This is a genomic window from Pedobacter sp. V48 (assembly GCF_000523515.1).
Taxonomy (GTDB): Bacteria; Bacteroidota; Bacteroidia; order Sphingobacteriales; family Sphingobacteriaceae; genus Pedobacter.
Window position 1 is genome coordinate 138,614 of sequence record NZ_AWRU01000001.1, and the last position, 21,460, is coordinate 160,073.

General features: G+C 39.6%; 13 protein-coding genes and 3 pseudogenes. 6 read left to right on the top strand and 10 right to left on the bottom strand.

Annotated features, from left to right (window positions below; genetic code table 11):
* The first annotated feature begins 50 nt into the window (after nucleotides 1-50).
* The 5 genes from N824_RS00555 to N824_RS00575 all read left to right on the top strand — a co-directional run bounded on the left by N824_RS00555 (nucleotide 51) and on the right by N824_RS00575 (nucleotide 7,513).
* Nucleotides 51-1,040, top strand: coding sequence for a FecR family protein (locus N824_RS00555; protein WP_048903187.1), 990 nt, complete (start codon nucleotides 51-53; stop codon nucleotides 1,038-1,040).
* Between the two features lie 123 nt (nucleotides 1,041-1,163).
* A complete protein-coding gene (locus tag N824_RS00560; RefSeq protein WP_048903188.1) occupies nucleotides 1,164-4,493 on the top strand; it encodes a TonB-dependent receptor in 3,330 nt (1,109 codons plus the stop codon).
* A 4-nt stretch (nucleotides 4,494-4,497) separates the two neighbouring features.
* A complete protein-coding gene (locus N824_RS00565; RefSeq protein ID WP_048903189.1) occupies nucleotides 4,498-5,274 on the top strand; it encodes a hypothetical protein in 777 nt (258 codons plus the stop codon).
* Between the two features lie 140 nt (nucleotides 5,275-5,414).
* Entirely contained in the window at nucleotides 5,415-6,854 is a 1,440-nt protein-coding gene (locus tag N824_RS00570) for a hypothetical protein (protein ID WP_052334025.1), read from the top strand.
* Nucleotides 6,855-7,072: 218 nt separating this feature from the next.
* Complete coding sequence (locus tag N824_RS00575; protein ID WP_048903190.1) at nucleotides 7,073-7,513, top strand: SRPBCC domain-containing protein; 441 nt, start codon at nucleotides 7,073-7,075, stop codon at nucleotides 7,511-7,513.
* A gap of 3 nt (nucleotides 7,514-7,516) precedes the next feature.
* Here N824_RS00575 and N824_RS00580 read toward each other — a convergent pair whose 3' ends face one another.
* The 4 genes and pseudogenes from N824_RS00580 to hxlB form a co-directional block, all read right to left on the bottom strand.
* The gene (locus tag N824_RS00580) at nucleotides 7,517-8,923 is read right to left on the bottom strand and encodes a sulfatase-like hydrolase/transferase (protein WP_052334026.1); all 1,407 of its coding nucleotides are present in this window, start codon (nucleotides 8,921-8,923) and stop codon (nucleotides 7,517-7,519) included.
* Nucleotides 8,924-8,934: 11 nt separating this feature from the next.
* Nucleotides 8,935-9,246 (bottom strand): antibiotic biosynthesis monooxygenase, encoded by a 312-nt coding sequence (locus N824_RS00585; RefSeq protein ID WP_048903191.1) that lies wholly within the window; start codon nucleotides 9,244-9,246, stop codon nucleotides 8,935-8,937.
* Between the two features lie 256 nt (nucleotides 9,247-9,502).
* Nucleotides 9,503-10,018, bottom strand: a pseudogene (locus N824_RS00590) (orotidine 5'-phosphate decarboxylase / HUMPS family protein).
* A gap of 29 nt (nucleotides 10,019-10,047) precedes the next feature.
* Complete coding sequence (hxlB, locus tag N824_RS00595) at nucleotides 10,048-10,638, bottom strand: 6-phospho-3-hexuloisomerase (protein WP_048903335.1); 591 nt, start codon at nucleotides 10,636-10,638, stop codon at nucleotides 10,048-10,050.
* A gap of 203 nt (nucleotides 10,639-10,841) precedes the next feature.
* Between hxlB and N824_RS00600 the strand changes: the two genes are divergently transcribed.
* Complete coding sequence (locus N824_RS00600) at nucleotides 10,842-11,714, top strand: AraC family transcriptional regulator (RefSeq protein ID WP_048903192.1); 873 nt, start codon at nucleotides 10,842-10,844, stop codon at nucleotides 11,712-11,714.
* Nucleotides 11,715-11,726: 12 nt separating this feature from the next.
* Here the strand turns inward: N824_RS00600 and N824_RS00605 are convergent, their stop codons facing one another.
* The 6 genes and pseudogenes from N824_RS00605 to N824_RS00630 form a co-directional block, all read right to left on the bottom strand.
* On the bottom strand, nucleotides 11,727-12,989 hold the full coding sequence (locus N824_RS00605) for a polysaccharide pyruvyl transferase family protein (protein WP_084498134.1): 1,263 nt from the start codon (nucleotides 12,987-12,989) through the stop codon (nucleotides 11,727-11,729).
* Between the two features lie 22 nt (nucleotides 12,990-13,011).
* Nucleotides 13,012-14,394 carry an SGNH/GDSL hydrolase family protein gene (locus N824_RS00610; protein ID WP_048903193.1) on the bottom strand — a complete coding sequence of 461 codons (1,383 nt, stop codon included), beginning with the start codon at nucleotides 14,392-14,394 and terminating at the stop codon, nucleotides 13,012-13,014.
* A 6-nt stretch (nucleotides 14,395-14,400) separates the two neighbouring features.
* On the bottom strand, nucleotides 14,401-16,335 hold the full coding sequence (locus tag N824_RS00615; RefSeq protein WP_152541954.1) for a heparinase II/III family protein: 1,935 nt from the start codon (nucleotides 16,333-16,335) through the stop codon (nucleotides 14,401-14,403).
* Nucleotides 16,336-16,346: 11 nt separating this feature from the next.
* The gene (locus N824_RS00620; protein ID WP_048903195.1) at nucleotides 16,347-18,203 is read right to left on the bottom strand and encodes a RagB/SusD family nutrient uptake outer membrane protein; all 1,857 of its coding nucleotides are present in this window, start codon (nucleotides 18,201-18,203) and stop codon (nucleotides 16,347-16,349) included.
* Nucleotides 18,204-18,221: 18 nt separating this feature from the next.
* Nucleotides 18,222-20,312 (bottom strand): annotated as a pseudogene (locus N824_RS00625) (SusC/RagA family TonB-linked outer membrane protein).
* A pseudogene (locus tag N824_RS00630) lies at nucleotides 20,263-21,384 on the bottom strand (TonB-dependent receptor plug domain-containing protein). Before N824_RS00630 ends, N824_RS00625 begins: the two co-directional pseudogenes overlap by 50 nt.
* Nucleotides 21,385-21,460 lie beyond the last annotated feature (76 nt).

The window sequence follows — 21,460 nt, forward strand, 5'->3', positions numbered from 1 at the left end:
TGTATATGTTCATGTAAAGGCAGTTAATTGAGCTGTCTGAATATTATACAATGGATAACGATAAAAGAAAAGAACTGCTTGAAAAATTTGCGAACAGAACATTAACGCCTAGAGAGCTTGATGAGTTTTGGATGATGATAAAATCCGGAGCACATCAGGAACTTTTAGACGAGGATATTGATTTAGAGCCCGTAAATACCAGAGAATTACCTGCAGACATAGATGAGTCTTTATCAAATATTAAAAGCAGTCTCTCGAGCCAGATTGCACAGAAAAAACACCCGATAAAACTTATTTACAAAATCACCGCAGCTGCTGCAGCGATAATTCTACTCATTGGAGGATTTAAAGGCTATCAGTATTTCAGCTACATTCAGGACACAAAAACTTTTATTACGGTAAATGTTGCTGTTGGTAAAATGCAGAAATTGATTCTGGCGGACAGTTCGGTTGTTACAGTCTCATCAGGATCAACTTTTAGCTATCCTATAGCATTCACAAAAACAGAACGACGTGTTTTTCTTAGAAACGGAAAGGCCCTATTTGAAGTAAAAAAAGATCCCAGGAAACCATTTAGTGTTGAATCAGGAGACTTACAGACTACGGCTTTAGGAACTTCTTTCACCGTTCAATACAATGAGAGTTACCGATGGGAAAAAGTAAGCCTTTATACCGGCAAAGTAGTTATCAAACCCAGGGATAAGGCATCTAAACAAGCGCCCGTATTCCTTACCCCAGGCAAGGCATACGAATACAATTATGGTAGTGGAAACATGAGTAGATTCGATTTGGCTGTTAATGATCCGATTGGCAAACCAGAATTACTTTTTGAGCATACTCCTCTTAATGAAGCCCTATTCAGAATTAGCTCTTATTACAAAATAAGGATTGATTTTAATCCTAAAACCACAGTTTCATTTACAGTAAACGGAGATTTCAGCAATCAAACTGCTGATGAAACATTAAAAAACCTCGCATTTATTCACCAATTAAAATTTAAGAAAACTGACAGTTTAAACTACAGATTAATGAAGAAATAAGCTACTAAAAATTAAATCTCAAAAAGAAAGTGCCGTTCGGTAAAACGGCACTTTACAATGCGGGAGCAACCCGCTACTAAAAATTAAATTTCATACTAATAGTAAAAAATTTGTAACAAAAATATGCATTTTAAGATTCATATCCTAACGGATAAATTCATACAAAAAAAACATAACAGCCTTAAATTCAACCTCTCATTTTTATTTATTCTGTTCGTCACACCTTTATTTTCTCAGGCGTATAAAGATATCAGTATACCAGTAAGCATTCATTTTACAAAAGTAAAGGCCGCTACCCTGCTTAAGGAACTGAATAAGCAAACAAATTACAAATTTTACTATGATGATATGCTGGAACAGGTTGAACTGGAAAGCCTCAATTATACTAAAGCGCCTTTAGGGAAAGTACTGTCGGAAATGACTCCATTAGGATTTGGATTCTCGCTTGTTAATAACTCCATTTCGGTAAGGTATTCCAAAGCTTCTTCCAGTATAAAGCGCATTAAGCAAGGCAAGATCACAGGAAAGGTGATTGACGAAAAGGGGCAGCCTATGCCCGGAGCAGGTATAAAGATAGTGGAGAACGGAAAGGTTATTCAAAGTAGTATTGATGGCACATATTCGATAAGCATTGATCCGGGAACCTACACCTTAGAGGCAAGCTATGTAAGTTATCTGGCGAAACGCATTGGAGGGATACTGGTTGAGGAAGGCAAAGCCACACCACTTAGCATCGCTATGCAACCAGCTAATGAAATGCTGAAACAGGTGGTTGTACAGGGTAGTTATAAAAAAGAATCAATTGCCGGACTTTACGCCCAGCAAAAAAATTCAGCATCATTAACCGATGGCATCTCTGCTGAACAAATAGCTAAAACACCCGACAATAACGTAGGTGCTGTGTTAAAAAGAATTAGTGGTGTTACTACCCTAGATAATAAATATGTGGTAGTACGTGGCTTAACAGAGCGCTACAATCAGGCCATGATAGATGGAATTGTAGTTCCCAATACAGATATGAACAGGCGTAATTTTTCTTTTGACCTGATACCTAATGAACTAGTGGCTAGTGTTGTGGTTAATAAAACAGCAAGTCCAGATGTTTCTTCGGAGTTTGTTGGCGGACAGGTGATTGTAAACACATTAAGCATACCTGATCAGAATTTTCTAACGCTAAGCGTTGGTAGTGGTGGGAATACTCAAACTACCGGAAAAGATTTTTTAACTGCCGGAGGAAGAGCAAATAAAGATTATTTTGCATTTGATGATGGCAGACGCGAGAAGCCTGTCGGCCTTGTTTCCTGGTCAATGGCAAATGGACAGGATGATCCAAGGATTGAACATACTGATCAAAATGGTTACAAAACAGGATATATTGGTGCTATTGACCAAAGCAAAAAGTTCAACAATAACTCTTTTCGTATTTACCAAACTCAGGCTTTACCCAATCAGAATTACCGGTTCACGATAGGGCGTGTATATGATCTTGACCAAAAGAAAGGGTTGAAAATTGGTTTTACAGGGGGATTAACTTATAGAAACACCCAACAAAGCAATGAATTTGAAACTTCAAGAGGGTACCCTTTAAAGTTAGATTATTTCAATTCTCCAGATACTTTAGGCCGTGGCACCGGTTATATTTTCAACACCACCTGGGGTGCTGTCCTAAATGGCGGTATACAAACTGAGAAGTTTAAAATAAATCTCAGGAACATCTTCACCAAGACTATGAATGAGGATTTTTATCAAACTATTTTGCTGGATGAAGGCACTAACCTGAAACAACAGACAAATTTGGTGGACCCGGTATTCAGTGCAATAAATCAACACAAGGTTGATGCTGAACACCTCATCGGAAGTAAGGGTTTTAAGATAAGCTGGAGTGGAGCATATACCCATCTGAACCAAGAACATAAGGATTTACGTAATTTCAAATATTTCCCGGTTAAAAATACTTTCGGAAAACTTTATCAAAGACCAAATGTCACCGCAATAGATGACATTAAAAACAATTACTCCGGTGATTACCGTTTATGGAGCGGAGTTATACAGAATGATTATAACTGGTCTTTAAACCTGAGCCAACCTTTCGATTTTTTACACGACAAAAGCCTTGTGAAAGCAGGTTATACCGGATGGTATAAAAAAAGGAATCAGAATATCAATATGGCTTCAATATATGCAAAGAGCCGAAACACTCCCCCAATTGGCGAACCCGATTATTATGATAGGTATGAGGATTTGTTAACCCCAGATAGGGTTGGCTACGGATTAAACCAGGCTTATTATTGGCTGGACGCAGGCAACGGGGATATAAGTAATGGAGATTCAAAGTATCATGCAGCTTACCTGATGCTTGATCAGCGGTTCTTTCAGAAATTGCGTCTGGTATATGGACTCAGGGCAGAAAACTTTAATCTTAAAAGCGCCCAGGATGCGGAGATTAGAAAAAGGGAGAGACTAGAACAACAATTTCCGGATGCGATTTATACCAGTGCAGTACCAGAGCAGACTGGTGAAAAAAACTGGTACTTCCTTCCTTCTGTCAACCTAATCTATAGCACAAGCCCCAAAACAAATTTAAGAGCTGCCTATACCAAAACAATCATAAGGCCGGATTTCAGGGAGACCATGGTTTATGCTTTCCCAGACCCCTTGCTTCAGGCGCTGATTATGGGTGGAAATATAAAAAGTACAAAAGTTCAGAATATGGACATTCGCTATGAGTTTTATCCTAATCCGGATGAAATTATATCTATTTCCGGATTTTACAAGTATTTAGAAAATCCTGTAGAGCTGGTCAATGAAACGCCGAGTGCAAATCAAACAGTTCTTGTTTATAAAAATCAGCATTCTGCAAAGAACTATGGGCTGGAAATAGAATGGCGCAAATCTCTTGGCATCATTACATCTGCTTTGGATAATTTTAGCCTATATGGAAATGCAGCAGTAATATGGAGCGAGATCAAAACCCTTCAGAAAATTACCAATCCTGACTTTAATCCAGATGAACCGGATGATGCCCCCCCATTTATCGAAGCGATACAATCCATAAAACGACCTTTGATTGGTCAATCGCCCTACATAATTAATGCAGGTTTGGCTTATCAGTCTAAATTTATTGTCGCCAATGTATCATTTAACCGATCAGGTTACCGTTCCTATATCGTTTCCACTCCAGATGCAACCGAATTCCAGCAACCACGAAACTTGCTTGATCTGCAGCTGAGCGGAAAAGTACTCAACCAAAAAGCAGAGATAAAGTTCAATGTAAGCAATTTGCTAAATGCAACAGATTCATTCTATAACAATGCCAATTCCTGGGGAGAGGGTATCAGTCAGACAAAGCCAAGTAAGGGCTCTGATAAATACGAGCCAGAATTTGGAGACAGAATGCGTTATCGCGTTAAGTACGGGCGCACCTATAATTTATCTTTTACTTATAACTTTTAAAAGCATGTCATCATACAAAAAAATAATCCTTTTAACCCTGTCACTAGGCTGTTTCCTACTTGCATGCAAGAAAGAAATTGCACTAACAGCTCAGCGATTTGGAAAAATAAATTTTGGAAATCAAACATCAGTTAACCCATTGATCATCGATTATAACGGCAACACATTTTCGGTCGGACTTGATCTCACTAAAAACATTAAAGTGCCAAGCGGAAAAGGTATACTGAGCTTCAAAGATAATAAGGGCAATGTTTTAACGGACACTACTATTACTATTGAAGAGAACAGCATCAGGAATTTAGTACTGTTCCAACCCTCTCCAGATACAAAAGCAGCATTAATAGAAAATAATCAGGAAAATGAGGTCCGTCCTGAGGGAGGCTTCATGAAAATTAAAATTGCTAATCTCGCACCAAAGTGTCTACCAAAAAATGTAGATATCATTATGAAGATGCTTGACAATAATCTTGGAGATTTTGCTGACCTGGATACCATTGAAAATGTAAGTTCCAACTTTGGAGGATATCTTAATTGCAAAACGTTTACTCCTGTAACTGGCGACGGCTATCTCCTATTCTATATCATCGATCCCATCACAAAACAACCTTTACATGAAGGTTTTGCTGGGGTTGTTGATATTAACGATTATAATAATGGAATCTTTTACAACATCATCACCTTATATATCAATGAGCAGACTGTAGAAGCATCAGGTGCAAATATGACTGGAACTGACGGCAAACCCTATCAGGTGCAGGTAAATGCATTATTTATGAATTAAACTGGCCAACTCTAATTTAAACAAACACTTAACATAAATAACATAACAATTTGAATATTAAATTATTAAAATAAATAAATAATATTAATTTAACACTACACCCCTTAACTTAGCAGTACTAAAAATTAAAATCAAAAAAAATGGTAAAACATTTGAAAAACGCAGGCCTGGTAGCTATGGTAGCCGCCGCCGCTCTTACAGTTTCAAGCTGTAAAAAAGATCAAAACAACGACGGAAGCGGTAACTTCAATCGTTCTTTATCAGCAGGATTTTCGAATCCAACTCAAAGTATTCCGGTAAACACAGGTGGTGTGATCCAGGACAACTTTGACGGAAATGCAACAGACAACATTATTAATCTAACCAGCAGCAAAGTTTGGTTAATTGATGGGGTTAGTTATGTACCTTCTGGTAAAACTTTAAAAATTCCTGCAGGAACAATCCTTTCATCAGGAGTAGACAAAAACTACACCGGTACTCAAACCAATCCTGATACAGGATTACCGGAAACTGTTACCAAACCGATCCACGGTGTTCTGGTAGTAGTCAAAGGTGCTAAAATTGATGCTGTAGGTACTGAGGCTTTGCCAATTGTATTTACTTCTCCGGCAGCTCCTGGTAGTCGTGTTGCAGCAGATTTTGGTGGCATCATTTTATTAGGTAATGCACCAACTAATAAACCAACCAGTACTGTAATCGAAGGATTGCCTACTCCTCCTGCTGGCGTTGATGTTAGTTATGGTGGTTCAACAACTGCCGACAATTCAGGAACATTAAAGTTCGTAAGGATTGAATATCCAGGCTTTAAACTTTTTGCTGACAATGAAATCAATGGTTTAACCTTAGGCGGTGTGGGTTCTGGCACTACTTTAGATCACATCCAGGTAACTTACTCAGCTGATGACAGTTTTGAATTCTTCGGTGGAACTGTAAATGCAACCTACCTTGTAGCTGCCGGTGGCGATGATGACGATTTCGATTTCGATTTTGGATACACTGGTTCTATCCAATATGCTGTTGGGTTAAAAGCCATCAATTCTACACACAGTACTTCAGGCGGAAGTTCTGATGCAAACGGGATTGAATCTGACAATGACAAAACTGGAAGTACTTTAACTCCAAGAACAAAACCTACTTTAAAAAACTTCACCATACTTGGAACAAATGCAAACAATACTGCATTAAAGTTGGGTAATCGTTGGAGAAGAAATTCTGGTCTTGACATTCAGAATTCTGTGATCGCTGGTTTCCCTGCAGGTGTTATCTATGAAGGTGGTGCTTCAGGTACTTATACCAATAATATCCTACATGCTTTTGCCGCAGCAGGTGGCTCAGTAACGCCTGATAATACTGGTGCTTCAGCAAATGCCTATTTAAAATTAGGCTCTGCACTTCCTACTTCTTTCTACGCAGGTCCTACAGCAGCAAATTATACAACCTATAGCTATAGCCCTGATGTATTGATCCCTCAGGCAACTTCTCCGGTAGGAACCCGTGGTGCAATTGCAGCTGGAACAGCTGTTGGTACTACCTGGTTAAAAACCTGGACAGAGTTTAATGCACAGAAAAAAGTTTATTAACCCTCAATTCCCCTTGTTTCCAGAGCAGCCATTAAATGGCTGCTCTTTTTTTAGGTTGAAAAAACCTGCCTTATTAAAAAACCGTATAAAAATGAAGCTGTTTAAATAGTAAAACGAGTCGTAATTAAGCCCTTAAATTGTCGCATTAATACCTCATATGGGCTTACTTTTTTCTATAGTTTTGTTAAACAACACATTAACCCTAAAAAAATATTACTATGAAAACATTACAGTTCACTAAAGAGATCAAAGCACCGGTCCAAAAAGTTTGGAGCACGCTTTGGAATGAGCCAACTTATTCTCAATGGACAGACGCCTTTAATCCTGGTGGTGGTTCCAAAGTAGAAAGTGATTGGAAGGTTGGCGGAAAAACACTCTTCCTGGATGGAAAAGGCAACGGTATGGTTAGTACTATTAAAATAAAAAATGAGCCTTATCACATCGTATTTGAGCATTTGGGTGAAGTAATAGATGGCAAAGAAGATACCACCAGCGAAAGGGTGAAAAGTTGGGCAGGATCCCTGGAAGAATACCATCTTTCTGAAGACAACGGCATTACTAAACTTAAAGCTTCAGTGCAAGTAGGAGAAGAATGGGAAGAGGTTATGAATAACGGCTTTACCAAAGGCCTGGAAGAAGTAAAAAAACTTTCAGAATAGATATTATTCTAGTTTAGGAAGTGACGACCACCATTTCTCCAATTTGGTTTTCAATCCCTGAACAATTTTTGGGTTATCTGCGGCCAGGTCTTTGGATTCATTTTGATCTTTTTGAATATTATACAGTTGTGCATCGCTACCATCGCTGTTCATCAAAAGCTTCCACTGCCCTGACCGTATAGCCAGATTAGGGCTTTTATCGCGACCTTTGGGGAATTTAAATGCGATATCATTACGGCCATATTCCCAATACATATCCATATTTCTGGGAGACGGTTTCCCCAGCAAAGCTGTACTACGGTCTTTACCGTCACCGCGGTAGTAGCCGGGCAGTTTAACCCCCGCTATTTTAGCTAGTGAAGGCAACAGATCAAGTGCGCTTAACACTGAAGTTTCGTCGATTGTACCAGGTGTAATATGGCCTGGCCAACTGATCATAAATGGCATCCGGGTGCCGCCCTCATATAAAGAAAGTTTAGTGCCGCGTAATCCGGCAGCCCGACTACCTCTAAAGCTTGGTAACGGCCCGTTATCGCTGGTAAAAATAACAATGGTGTTTTTATCCAACCCCAGCCTTTTCAGCCCGTCAAGCAGCCTGCCAATCTGGATATCGTATTCTTTTAATACCAATTTAAATGCAGCCTCTTCTTCGAGATTCATCGGATATTGGCCTGTATATTCTTTTTCTTTTCGAGGTACCCATGGAGTATGTACATCATCAGGCCATAAATTAATAAAACAAGGTTGCCCTTTATGTTTCTGCATAAATTCCAATGTTTTATCTACAAAGTATTTAGTACGATCCCATCGTTTTATACTATCTTTCTCAGACCATATCCAGTTTGTAGCAGTAATCAGGGGATCGGGATCAGGGCTTTCGTAGGTACTAACGTGTTCATCAAACCCATATTTCTCAAATCCAGGCGCATTGGTAACATCACGACCGCCACCCAAATGCCATTTGCCGAAATGTCCTGTAGCATATCCGGCGTTTTTAAAAATTTTAGCAATAGTGGGTGCTTCAGGGTCTAGAAAATCTGCTTGCTGCGCATTACGGTTATGTTTGCGATTATCTAAGTAAGTTGAAAAATTCCATCTTCCGGGATAATTACCAGTTATAAAACCAGCCCTTGATGGGGAGCAGATAGGCGCAGCACTGTAAAATTGATTGAATTTCCTACCGTTAGCTGCAATCCTGTCAATATTGGGTGTCGGCACAAAATTACCACCAAAACTACTCACATCGCTGTACCCCATATCATCAGTAAGTATATAAATTATATTTGGCCTGTTAGCCGGCAGATTAGGTTTTGCTTTGGAAACAGGAACTACCCACCCCAGTAAAGGCACTACTATAAATGCAATTATTCCGAAAGCTTGTAATTTCCTTTTCTTTTGATTTAACAACATATATTAAGCCTTTAATGTGCTGGTAGCGGATTAGCAACCACAACTTGAAAGTGTTCTACTATTGGAAATGGATCGTAGTAATGATGTAAAAGCTCTTTCCAATTGTTATATACTTCAGACTGCCTGAATCCAATTGCATGGTCTTCGAGATTCTCCCATTCAACAAGCAATAAGTATTTGTTATCTTGTTCAATACATTTCTGCAAACTGTGTCTGATGTATCCCGTTATTGAACTTATATATTGACCCGCTTCAATAAAATCTGATTCAAATTGATCATTTCGTCCTTCCTTAATATACAGGGCAGCAACTTCTAATATCATATTGAGTTTTTAGTAATGATTAACAATATAGAAAATTATAAATTGAAAATGAATTAAGAAGGTCTTTCAATAGTAATTGAAAGACCTTCTTAATTCATTTTCAAAGACGTCTACATTCTTAAATACAAACTCAAATGGCTATAACGCATCAATTGCCTCACGCAATTCCTTCGCTGCTGCTGCCGGATCTTCGGCTCCATAAATTGCTGCACCTGCAACTATCACTTTTGCTCCCGCTTGGACAACAGCGACCACATTACTSNAWGWTYRSAMSASCKKCTACAGAAACAGGAACACCAACTCTTGCAGCTTCGTCGATCAATACCTGAATTGAATAACCAGCTGTCCACTGTTCGTCTAAACCCGCATGTAGTTCTACAAATTCCACTCCCAGTTTACTTACTTCCTGAGCGCGTCCCACTCGATCGGGATAACCAATCGTGTCTACAACAACCCCTTTGCCATGGGCCTTTGCTGCTTTAACAGCGCCAATGATTGTAGCATCTCCCGCTGCTCCCATTACTGTAACTAAGTCTGCACCAGCCGTAAAGGCGATATCAGCTTCCAACTCACCTGCATCTGCAGTTTTAAGGTCTGCAAAAACCAATTTATCCGGATGCGCGTTTTTCATGGCTGTGATAACTGCCGACCCCATGTTCTTAATCAGGGGTGTTCCCAGTTCAATAATATCTACATAGGGTGCTACTTTAGCTGCCAATGCCAATGCCTCTTCTGTTGTTAATAAATCTATTGCTACTTGTAATTTTGCCATAATGATAATATATAATTGATTAATCGTATTTATTCAAGATTTGCATGCCTTTTCCAAAGCTCTGCGGCTGGTATGCGATTAAATTTGCACAATGACTGAAATATTGAATCCATTAACAACAGCAAGAATTGCTCAAATAAACTTCCTGCATATTGCCCCGATCGACTGCTCTCAAGATCTTGCTTTCCTGCTGCAGGTATCAAAATCAATTGATCTGCAAGACCAGAAAGTAACGAGTGCTCTTGTGTTGAGATCGCGACAACAATGGCTTCCACCTCCTTTGCCTTCTGTGCTGCCCTTACAGTTGTACTAGTTGTACCGGATCCGGAAGCCGCAATTAACAGATCTCCTTTTATTATGGCAGGCGTAATGGTTTCGCCCACAAAGTAAACTTTAAGACCCAGGTGCATCAACCGCATTGCAGCCGACCGCATCGCAAAACCAGAACGCCCGGCTGCAATAATAAAAATATGATTAGCAGACCCAATATAATTAACCAGAGTGGCCACTTCATTAAAATCCATTTGTTTTAACAACCAGGTATTTTCAACTAAAATCATCTCCAGATTCGCACGGATATCATTAGCAATCTGTTTCTCACTTATGTTTTCAATCTCCATTTTTCTTATTTTTTTATCCTCGGTAAAAGTAATGAGGGCTAATCGGTCCAACCTTACACAATCAGCGCATTATGTGGGACAATCAGGAAATTAAAGGGGCAAAAAGTCATAAATAAGCCACAAAAAAAGAAGGGCTTCCGAATAGTCCACCATAATTTCCCAATCGTCCAATACAACAAACTCATAGTCCCTATCTTTATACCATGATAAATGCAGCACTGCAACCCGGACTTGAAAAATCGTTGATTTATATACGGAATTTGGGTAATTGTCCTCCGAGTTATCTTAATGACCCAGGACGGAAGGATTTCTTTGAGATTGTTTGGCTAAAAAATGAAGAGGCCCTACACGCACTAAAAGACACAGAACTGGAGGCAAAAGCTGACTGGATTTACCTGATCCCCCCATATAGGGTTCATCAATTGAATAAAGCGGGAAAAAATGGTGAGCTGATTTCTTTTAAAAGAAGTATGCTGGAAGAAGAGGATAAAGAATTTCTTCTTGATCTTTTCAAAATATTTAATGTACAGGGTGAATTTTCCTGCCTTAGGCTAAATGAAACATCAGCCACTGAACTTTCAGGAATATTCCAATTACTGGATAAAGAATATGCCAGCAATAATATTGTTATGGTAAGGGCATTGCTCAAAGTTTTTTTGCTCAAACTAATCCAGGTAAAAGAGCATGAATTCACTGGTCAGGATATCCACCAAAAAAGGGTGTATGAATTTTTAATGCTGTTGGAAAGTAATTATCAGCAAGTTCGAAACACGGATTTTTATGCCGGCAAATTAGGGATTAGTTCTAAACGCCTCAACCAAATCCTTAAGGACAAACTAAGTAAGACAGGAATGCAACTGATTCATGACAGACTTATTTTAGAGGCAAAACGCAGTATCATTCATAGCGAAAACACCATTAAAGAGATTGCTTATGAGTTGGGTTTTTCTGACCGTCCATACTTTAGCAGATTCTTTAAAAAGCAAACCGGGCAAACACCAGAAGAATTTCAGAAACAAGCCAAAACTCATATAAAGATAAAATTCAACACTTTAGTTGGCGATATAGAAGGCTAACTTGCATATAGGCTATATCTTATGTATGGAGTCTTTTTGCCTGCTGACCACAAATTCTTTTGCTTTTGACAATTTCTTTAATGCTTTGGAATAATTGGAGTGAATTCCCATCAGGGCATCTCCTATCTGATTACCACTCGTAAAATCTATTTCAAAAAGCCATTCTGCAAGACCGATATCAGCCCACATTTGCCCTTTTCGGGTATCTGTTGGCTGCCTCAGATGAATAGCAGGAACATTTGATGAAAAGGCTATAATTGGGGAGTGCATTTCAAAACTGATCAGTGCTCTTGCCTTGGCATAAACTGATTGTGCTTCATCGGGGATCCAATAGGTATCTCTCCATACCACCTGTTTTTTAACATCTTCCGGCAGTGGGTCTACCAGCATTTCTTTGGCCAATTCTACCTGATAAGTGACTTCCGGACAGGCCAATATTTTTAAACCCGTTTCCCGTACCCATCTGATCATCACATCACGAAGTTTCGCATGATCGGTGTCTTTATAATACTGCGAAATCATGTATTTCTTTGAGTCCTCTTCTGTTGGTTCTACGTTCTTCATTTTCCAATAAGGGGTATACCTCAGTCGTGGTATGACACAAATAAATTCCCCACTTTTCAACCCTTTCGAATCCAGGTAATCAGCAGCAAGTTTATCATTGCGTAAATTGATTGCAAAAGTTGCATCCGGGGCAAACTCGGTTATCGGACATTTAGACTGTAGTGATTTCAGGTAATCCAATGAAKCMGNATCTYWGCNWTAAATAAATGAAGCTTTATTAATTAAATCTAAAGATTTGACATCTGCATCTACCAGTGAAATACCGTACATGCCAAAGGGCTTACCAGTTCGTTTGTGCCATGCTGCAAGATCAGCAGGAACTACAATCCATGGTCCGGAGCCATGTACCATAATGTCGCATGTTTCAAATGCTTGTTGCAGGGCTGGTGTTGTCGGTTTACCTGATGCATCGATCTTTCCGGGGGCAAGTTTTAATTTACTAAAACTCTTCTTTAGCAATGCATCAACGCCATTATCCAGACTATTTGGCCATAATGTTATCTCTGACTCAGGCAAATAGGTTTTAAACAGTTCCATTATTCCAAAAGTGTGGCCAATATCACCAATGTTTACCGTTTGCCAGGATGAGCGTAGTAATATCCTGGAATTTGCTTTAATATGGCCACTTTCAATAGCTCCCATAAGGCTGGAAATAACAGGAAGTGCAGCCATAACCACAGCATTCTCAATAAATTTTCTTCTTTGCATCATCAATCAAGCTTTCTTTTATTTACTACTGTTTAACAATTTCAAAAACATGTACTTGTGGCTGATTTACCTGATAAATAGTTTCGGCAAGTACAGACAATTGTCTGAGGGCTTCTGTTTCCGAACGCTTTTTCAGCAAGTAATTCTTAAATTGTTTCTGGTGATATTCATAATGCCCGCCACTTTTTAAAGTTTCCAGTCGGTTTTTAAGATATCCAGCCACCAGAGTTGTATCTGATAAATCTTTAAGTTCAGAAAGATGCATAAATTCAACAAAGCGGAGATTACGAATTACTGCCTCCACATCCCTATATTTTATGCAGGTATTCATTACTGTTAGAGCTTGCCGGTATTGGGGTGTATTTTTGTATAAGGCAAGGTTAATCCCTACAGAGAGATCCTTGGCAGTAACTCCTGCAATAAAAGTATCATCAATAAAAAGATGGTAGTTCCCCGGCAATATTTTTTTTACCTGCAATAATTCTGTATTAAATTCTTCATTAAAGGAAATCCATTTGAGGACATTGGCAGCAGGCTCCTTAATCGGAAAGGGCAGGCTTTTCTCCAGACATTCAAAAGTTAATAAGCTGTCTGTATTTGATTGTTTTCTTATTTCTGCATTAAAACTACCCTCTTGCGATGCTTTTAAATCATCTCCTATAATCAGCTTAGATACATATTGGGGCGAATTTGTGTCCTTCAGGAACTGATAGGCCATTACAAAATGTCCTGCCGACTGGGGGTGCACCCGATCTTTGCCGATGATGGTAAAAGCAGGGTCCTTTAACTGCTCTTCTCTATTGATGTGGAGCAATATTGATTGAAAATCGACCAGGCTGGTATGATACTTTTCAGACAAAAATTGCATATGTTCTGCGCAACGTTGTAAAGCATCGTTTACACCATATAGGTTTTCTGTTTCCATAACTGCGGTCTGGTCATAAATAGATGGTTTAAGCAGCGTAACAGCCTCTACATTCTTTTTTAAAATTTTTACCGCGGCCTCAGTGTTGCTCCTATATGCTGCCAATGCCTGTTGCTTTAGGAGTTCATTAGAATTTGCTTTACCATAAAGTTCCCGTTTTACATCATTCATGCCTATCATCATTACCGCATGAGTTGGTCGATGGATGAGCACATCTTTATCCATTCTTTTTAAAATTCCCGTTGCAACATCGCCGGATATTCCGCAATTGTAAAAGCGTATTTTTTCAGCCGGGAACCGTGTGGCATAATAGATCCAAAGGTCATTGTAGTATTCCCCGTTGTTGGTAATGCTATTTCCTATAAAACATACCCTGCTTCCGTCTGGAAAAAAGCTTTTGTTGTTTTGCTGGGCAAATCCAAATGATGTAGAAATGAACAGGATAATAAATACTGCCCTTAACCTCGGTGAAAATAACGGCATACTTTTTTACTTATAAGGTTTAAAAATCATCAAAACAGTTCCCTCCTTTACTGGTTTTTTAAAACGCAAGGCCAGTCTGGTATACGGCTTTCCGCCCTCAGAAAGTTCCTCACTTTTAATTTCAAACGCTTCATTAGTTACTATGGTAATGAATAACTTATCTTTTTTACCGGTAATTTCGATTTGATTGGCATCGATCTGCTTCCAACGTCCTCTGGTAATCAGGGCGGTTTCATAACTCTGATCCTCACTAAATGCAAAATGGTCTGCTACGCTAAAAAAACCATCATGTTTGCGGTTATAGATAAATTCACGTTCCAGTTTTTTGAGTTCTTTTACCGGGTAGGCACAGGCAATATCCATAACCAGTTTATCCTGTTCATTAGTGAAGCTGGTGCCCAGGACATTCCCTTTTGCTGCAGCCCCTGGTATTTGCTGCTGACCGGCGATGAGCGGCACCGGATGCCCATAAGAAGCAATGGTTTTGTAAGAATACCTTTCTGGTCCAAATGTTTTTGATGTATATGGGACAATCCCCGGATCACCCATTAAAACCTCATCTCCTACTACAATAGAGAAAGATCCAACATCGTTATGATTATGATGTTCATTATTGTTGCCCCCTTTTATTGCCACCCCCATATCCATCTCGGACACTGCACCTGGGCGAACAGTGAGTACACCCGCCTGATCAAAATAAGATCGCAGGTCAGATTCTGATTCTTTGACCGGAAGTTCCTTCGCAGATACCTTTTCCGGAAAAACAGAAAGGATACTAGTTGCCAGGTCCACGGGACGATCTGGAAAAACCACATTCTTAAACTCTGAAATATCAACCCCCAAGTTCCTGTTTACATAAAAGAGAATAAAGGGCGAGGGCTGGGTATATGGCCGACAATCGCCAATTGATGGAAAAACACCATGGATAATTACAGTTTTGGGAAGAAATTCGGCCATCAGTTTCACTTTTGGATCGGCAAACAGGTCAATTTTTCCACTTGTACTTTTATAAACTGTTTCACGTAACAGAGCAAAATGTCCAAAACCGTAGTTATAATAGCCCAGTCCTTCTGTACAATATCCGTCGGGCAGAAAGCCCTGAATTCCATTTTTGTGATAGCGCTCCGCAATGGCGATAAATTTTGCTCTTTCAGTCTTATCCTCGATCATTGTCTCAGCAGCCCCAACTGTCCCGGAAAGGCATACTGCATTAAAGTTATTGGTGGTTGTTAAAAAGAAATTTTCATTATTTCCTGTTGCAACTGAATTCAATACAGGATTAAATACCCGCTTCTGCACAGCCTTGATCGCTTCTTCTTTAACTTTTTGATCGATCTTATCATCCAGCAGATATAGCGTCTGTGCAATGTGCTGTGCATAACTTACCGCCGATAACTCTACCAAGTATTTTTTACCCTCAAAATTTACCCTGTTGTAATCATGTGTGGGGTTTACCCACGATTTTTGACGACACAGCTCGAGCAATGCATTTTCTGCGGCTTTTGTATATTTTCCTTTATCCGTAAGGCATTCTGCAAATACATACCAGGTTAGCCATAAGAGGCGTTTTTGCAGCATATTTTTACCTGGAATAGAAGTTCCTTTAGTCCAGTATGCCAAATAATCGTCGTCACTCCAGGCCGGAAATGACAAATTCAGTGAGCTGTCGGCACTACTGATTACGCTGTTATACTTCCCGCTTTTAAAAAGCATATCCCAGGCTTTCCTGTTTTTGTAATTATCTCCGAATCCGGAAGGCTTATCGGGTAGCATAGCCGCAATTTGTTCAACTCTTTGCATATCCAGCGGCTGAACCTGTACAATAGGCTTTGAGTTATCATAAATGGCATTTTTAAGGCTTTGGGCGTTTACTTTACTTGCTCCCATTGGGAACAAGCAGATAATTAGCCCTGTGATAATTACTCTATAAACACATCTCATAGCTTTAAAAATTAATACCCCGAGTTCTGTATGAGTAAATTATTCAGTTGAATATCATGAATAGGAATTGGCATAAAAATGTTTCGGGCCGAAACCTTGGTAGCGGCAGTAGTAATGTTAGTTGCAGTCCCTGCATTTGCATTGGCATATGCCAGAAAGCTCTTCATGTCCTCTACAAATTTACCCCAGCGGATCAGATCATTCCTCCTTAATCCTTCAAAACACAACTCTCTTGATCTTTCTTCTTTTATTGCGGCTAAAAGCTCCGATTTACTTGAAATTTGCAATGCAGAAAGGTCGGCGTCGTCAGATTCGGTAATTGTTGCCACAGCACTAGCCCCTGTTCCACCACCACCGGTAAGGGTAACTGTTGGTGTTGAAGTATAATAAGGACCTCCTACCGTTAATGTTCCCGGTGAAGTAATGATAATCCCGGTAACTGAACCGCCAGAGATAGTTGCCTCAGCGGTAGCTCCACTGCCACCACCTCCGTTAATTGTTACTTCCGGTGCACTGGTATAACCTGAGCCACCACTGGTTACAGCAATGTGTTTAATTACATTTCCATATAATATGCCGTAGGCTCTTTTACGAACCACATTCACATATTGATAAGCATTAGCAGGGCCGTTAACCTCATTTTCTGCTTCAGCAAGCATAAGCAAAACGTCTGAATAACGCAGGAAAGCAAAATTCTGTGAGGTATAGTTCTTATCTTTAGGATTAACCACTTCATACTCTCTGCGCCACTTTCCGGCATTCATAAGCCAGGTGTTGGTCACGTTGGTCTTTTTAGCTACTGCTCCAGTTCCCCAGGTATAATTGGCGCAATTCCAATCTCTTCTCCAATCAAAAGAAGTTTTATTTGGTGTGATTGTACTTAAAGGATTGATTTCATAAGAATTATATAATTTTCTGGTCGCATTTACCGAACCGGAACTGAATCCCTTATTCGCATCGTTGCAGGTAATCCCGCAAAAGCGCCCGGTATAAGTGTTTCCCAGGTTAACACCTCCGGTATTGTTACCCCAGAACTCCAATTCCCACATGCTTTCTTTTACATCATACTGCTCCCTGGCATATTTAATAAAGACGTCTCTATAATCGGCGTTCAGGGCATGTTCAGGCGCATTCCCTGTAGGATTAACAACCTTATTAGCCCACAACAGTGCATCTTTATATTTTTCTGTATCCTTTAACGGAAAGCCTGCCATATAAAGGTATACCCTGGCCAGCATCCCCTGAACTGCGGTTCGTGTAACCTTTCCCCCTAAACCCAGAACAGTAGCCGTTTGCATTTGCAATAGAGCCTCCGCATCAATCATATCCTTTGTTATCTGCGCATAGACATCTTTCATTGGTGTCCTTGCAACATTAACCTCTGTTACTGATTTAGTTGGGGTAAGAATCAATGGAACATCGCCGTAATTGCTCACCAGCATAAAATATTGAAAGCCGCGCAGAAACAATGTTTGTCCCTTGATCACATCTTTCGCGGTTTGATCCATAGTTACATTGTCTACTTTCGAAAGCAATAAATTGGCCCTTTCAATACCCATATACAGGCCTTTCCAGAACAATTCATTTTTGGGGTCTGCTGCATCATACTGATAGGACGTTGTAAGTTCCACTGTTCTACCATAAGATTCATCAGTATTGGTATTGAACATATATAAATAATTATTCCCATAAACTTCCTGAGTGCCCAATGAATTGTATATGCCATTGAGGGCACTTTGTAACTGCTCTGGGGTTTTGTAATAAGCGTCTGGATTAATAAAATCCGTAGGGTTGGTATCCAGCACTTTCTGGCAGGAAGTAGCTGCTGCCACCAGCATGGTGAGGTAAAAATATTTTATCAGTTTCATACTTTTATAATAGATCAGTTAGAATGATAGGTTTAAGCCGAATATGAGTGTACTTGCAAGGGGATAAGCAGAAAAATCGAATCCGGGGGTAAGTGTTGAATTTCGGACAGACACTTCGGGATCCGGGCCTGAATAATTTGTCCACGTTGCGATATTCTGGGCAGAAGCGTAAATCCTTAAGCTTTTAAACTGAGCTTTTTCGAATATTCTTGCAGGAAAATTATAGCCCAGTGATATCGTTTTTAACCGGAGGTAAGAACCATCTTCAACTACCCTGCTTGAGTAATAAAATGGCCCCTGCCCTCCAGTACGAAACAAAGTATTGCTTGGATTATCTGGCTGCCATCTATTGGCATAGCTTGCGTACTGGTTAAAAAACCTGGATTGTTTTCCATTGCCATCAAATAGCATACGGTTAGCGTTGATGATATCGTTTCCGTAAGACCATTGAAGAAATACATTCAGATCAAACCCTTTGTACGAAAAATTATTTGATAAACCACCTGTATGCTTAGGTAGACCACGCCCAACTACCGTAAAGTCGTTTGCATTAACATTTCCATCGCCATCAAGATCTTTATACTTGATATCGCCAGGTTGCACCGTTGGATTTCCATTTCTAGGAATATTATCTTTAAGCGTATAAACGCCTTGAGGGCTCTTATCAAAATCTTCATATTGATAAACTCCATCCCAAATTGCACCATAAAATTGACCTACTGGTTGTCCAAGAAGGGCTATGTAGGGAGAAAGTGCATTCCATTTTTGATCAAAACTTACCGGACTTTTTAAAGAAGTTTGGTTCTCAGAAAGTGCGAGCACTTTGTTTCTATTGAAACTGATGTTAAAACTTGAACTCCAGTTAAATTCCTTTCCATGAATATTAACCGTGTTCAATGAGATTTCAAGACCTTGATTTTGCATTTTCCCTACGTTTTTATAAGCATCGGATAATCCGGTGGTATAAGGCAAAAGCGCCTGCAATAACAGATCATGTGTTGTTTTTCTGTAAATGTCAAGAGTTAGATTTACACGTTGTTTAAAGAGGCTTAAATCGTAGCCAATATTGACTTGTTTTGTAGTTTCCCATTTTAAGTTGGCATTTCCAAAAGCACTTAAGATAGCCCCTTTAGAAGGAGAGCCATTGCCGTAGGAATAACCTGCTGAATTTGGTTGCGTGATCTGATCGAGATAAGAAAAGTCGGCAACCCTGTTGTTACCTGTCTCGCCATAACTTATACGGAGTTTAGCATCAGACACAAATGTTAATTTCTTCATAAACTCCTCAGCGCTCATGCGCCATGATAATGCACCAGAAGGAAAGTACCCCCAGCGCTTCCCCTGGGCAAATTTTGAAGACCCATCGGAACGGAAAGACGCAGTAAAGTAGTATTTTGATTTATAGCTATAATTTATGCGCCCGAGGTACGATAAAAGGCCCCACCTGGAACTTAATGAAGTACCGATCAGGGAAGGAGATTCATCTAAACCATCAAGACCTAATGATTCATTAGGCACATTGAGGGCGGCAAAGCCGTTTCTTCCCGTCTTATTTCCTTGCATGGTATACCCTGCCAGTATGGTAAAATCATGCACTTTATTAAAAACCCTTTTATAACTTAAGGTATTTTCATTCAGCCAAATGGTAGAGGGATTGTAATAAACTGATCCGTTCACACCACTTGAATTGCGCGGATTACCTAGCTGGGTCTGGGAGTTATTAAAGGCCTCATCTCTCTGCATGTTATTTGTAATGCCGCCTGTAACTCTTAGGGTTAGGGAAGGAATAATTTTGTATTCGGCATAGCCATTCGCAATTAATCCTGTAGTTAGACGGCGCCGAAGTTCATTTTTAGCAGAAATCACGGGATTAACCCTATAATCAGCAATTACATTATAGTCAAAGCCCGGATCAAACAATTCATCATCAAGATTATTGTCGTTTCCACTTACAGGACGATAGCCCCATACTGCATAAAGCAGATTAGTACTGGCAGATTGTATGGGTGAAGCAGCATTAACTATACTTCCGTTAGATGCACTGTAACTATAATTTAGGTTAACTCCAATTTTTAATTTTTRRTWTNASATTTWSAKMAANGCNSYSATKCNGNKYCMTGRTNANNTCTSAAWWMGGRGNYKRRWMYSAYAMMAYMCNTKRYYMMWGMTRWKRYCKGANGAKSGAATAACGTGTTTTATCAGACCCGCCCCTTATTGAGATATCATGACTCTGCATGGGGGCATTTCTGTAAATCTGATCCTGAAAATTAATCCCCTTTACATTTTTATAGTCGTCAAGTGTTTTCCCATCGGCAAAATAGGTTGTGTTCGTATTTGCCGGATCAAGCTCTAACTGATATTTTACAAATTCATAGGGACTCATTAAATCGATGGTTTTTGTATTTTTCTGAAAACCATAGTAACCATTATAAGCAATCACCGGCTCACCTATATTTCCTCTTTTGGTGGTAATTATGATCACTCCATTTGCTCCTCTTGCTCCATAGATGGCTGTGGCCGATGCATCTTTTAAAATATCAATAGAGGCAATATCAGCCGGATTTATGGAATTATTGTTTGCATCTTCTAATGGAAAACCATCTACAACATATAATGGTGAAGTGTCTTGTGTGATTGAGCCTGCTCCCCTTATCACAATATTATTGATTGACCCGGGCTGTCCGTCGGCGCCTGAAACCTGAACACCAGCAACTCTTCCGGCCAGAGCCTCGTCAAATGATTTTACCGGTGCCTTCTCAAATTCATCCATTTTTACCTGGCCCACAGATCCGGTGAGGTCTTTTCGTGCGGTTGCACCATAGCCAATCACTACAATCTCATTCAATGCATTGTCAAGACTTTTAAGGGCAAGGTTGATAACGTTCTTGCCGTTTAAAGGAATATCCCTTGATTGGTAACCAACGTATCTGAAGGACAAGGTGGCATTTGCATTTGAAACTGTAATTACAAATTTCCCATCAGCATCGGTAGTGGCTCCGGTTTTAGTGCCTTTTTCAAATACGGTGACACCGAAAAGCGGTTCATTGTCAGACGAGGTTACTTTACCTGCAATGTTTTTGCTTTGTGCATTTCCAGCCGATGGCAAAGCCATTACCAATATCCAGGTAAAAATTACGCTGAAAGTAATGGTCCCACAAAGATTTAGTGGTTTGGTTAACATATTATATTTGGTTAGTGTAAAATCAATCCTATGTCTGATCCGGCAAGAATTACAGACTCATATACAAACTTAATAT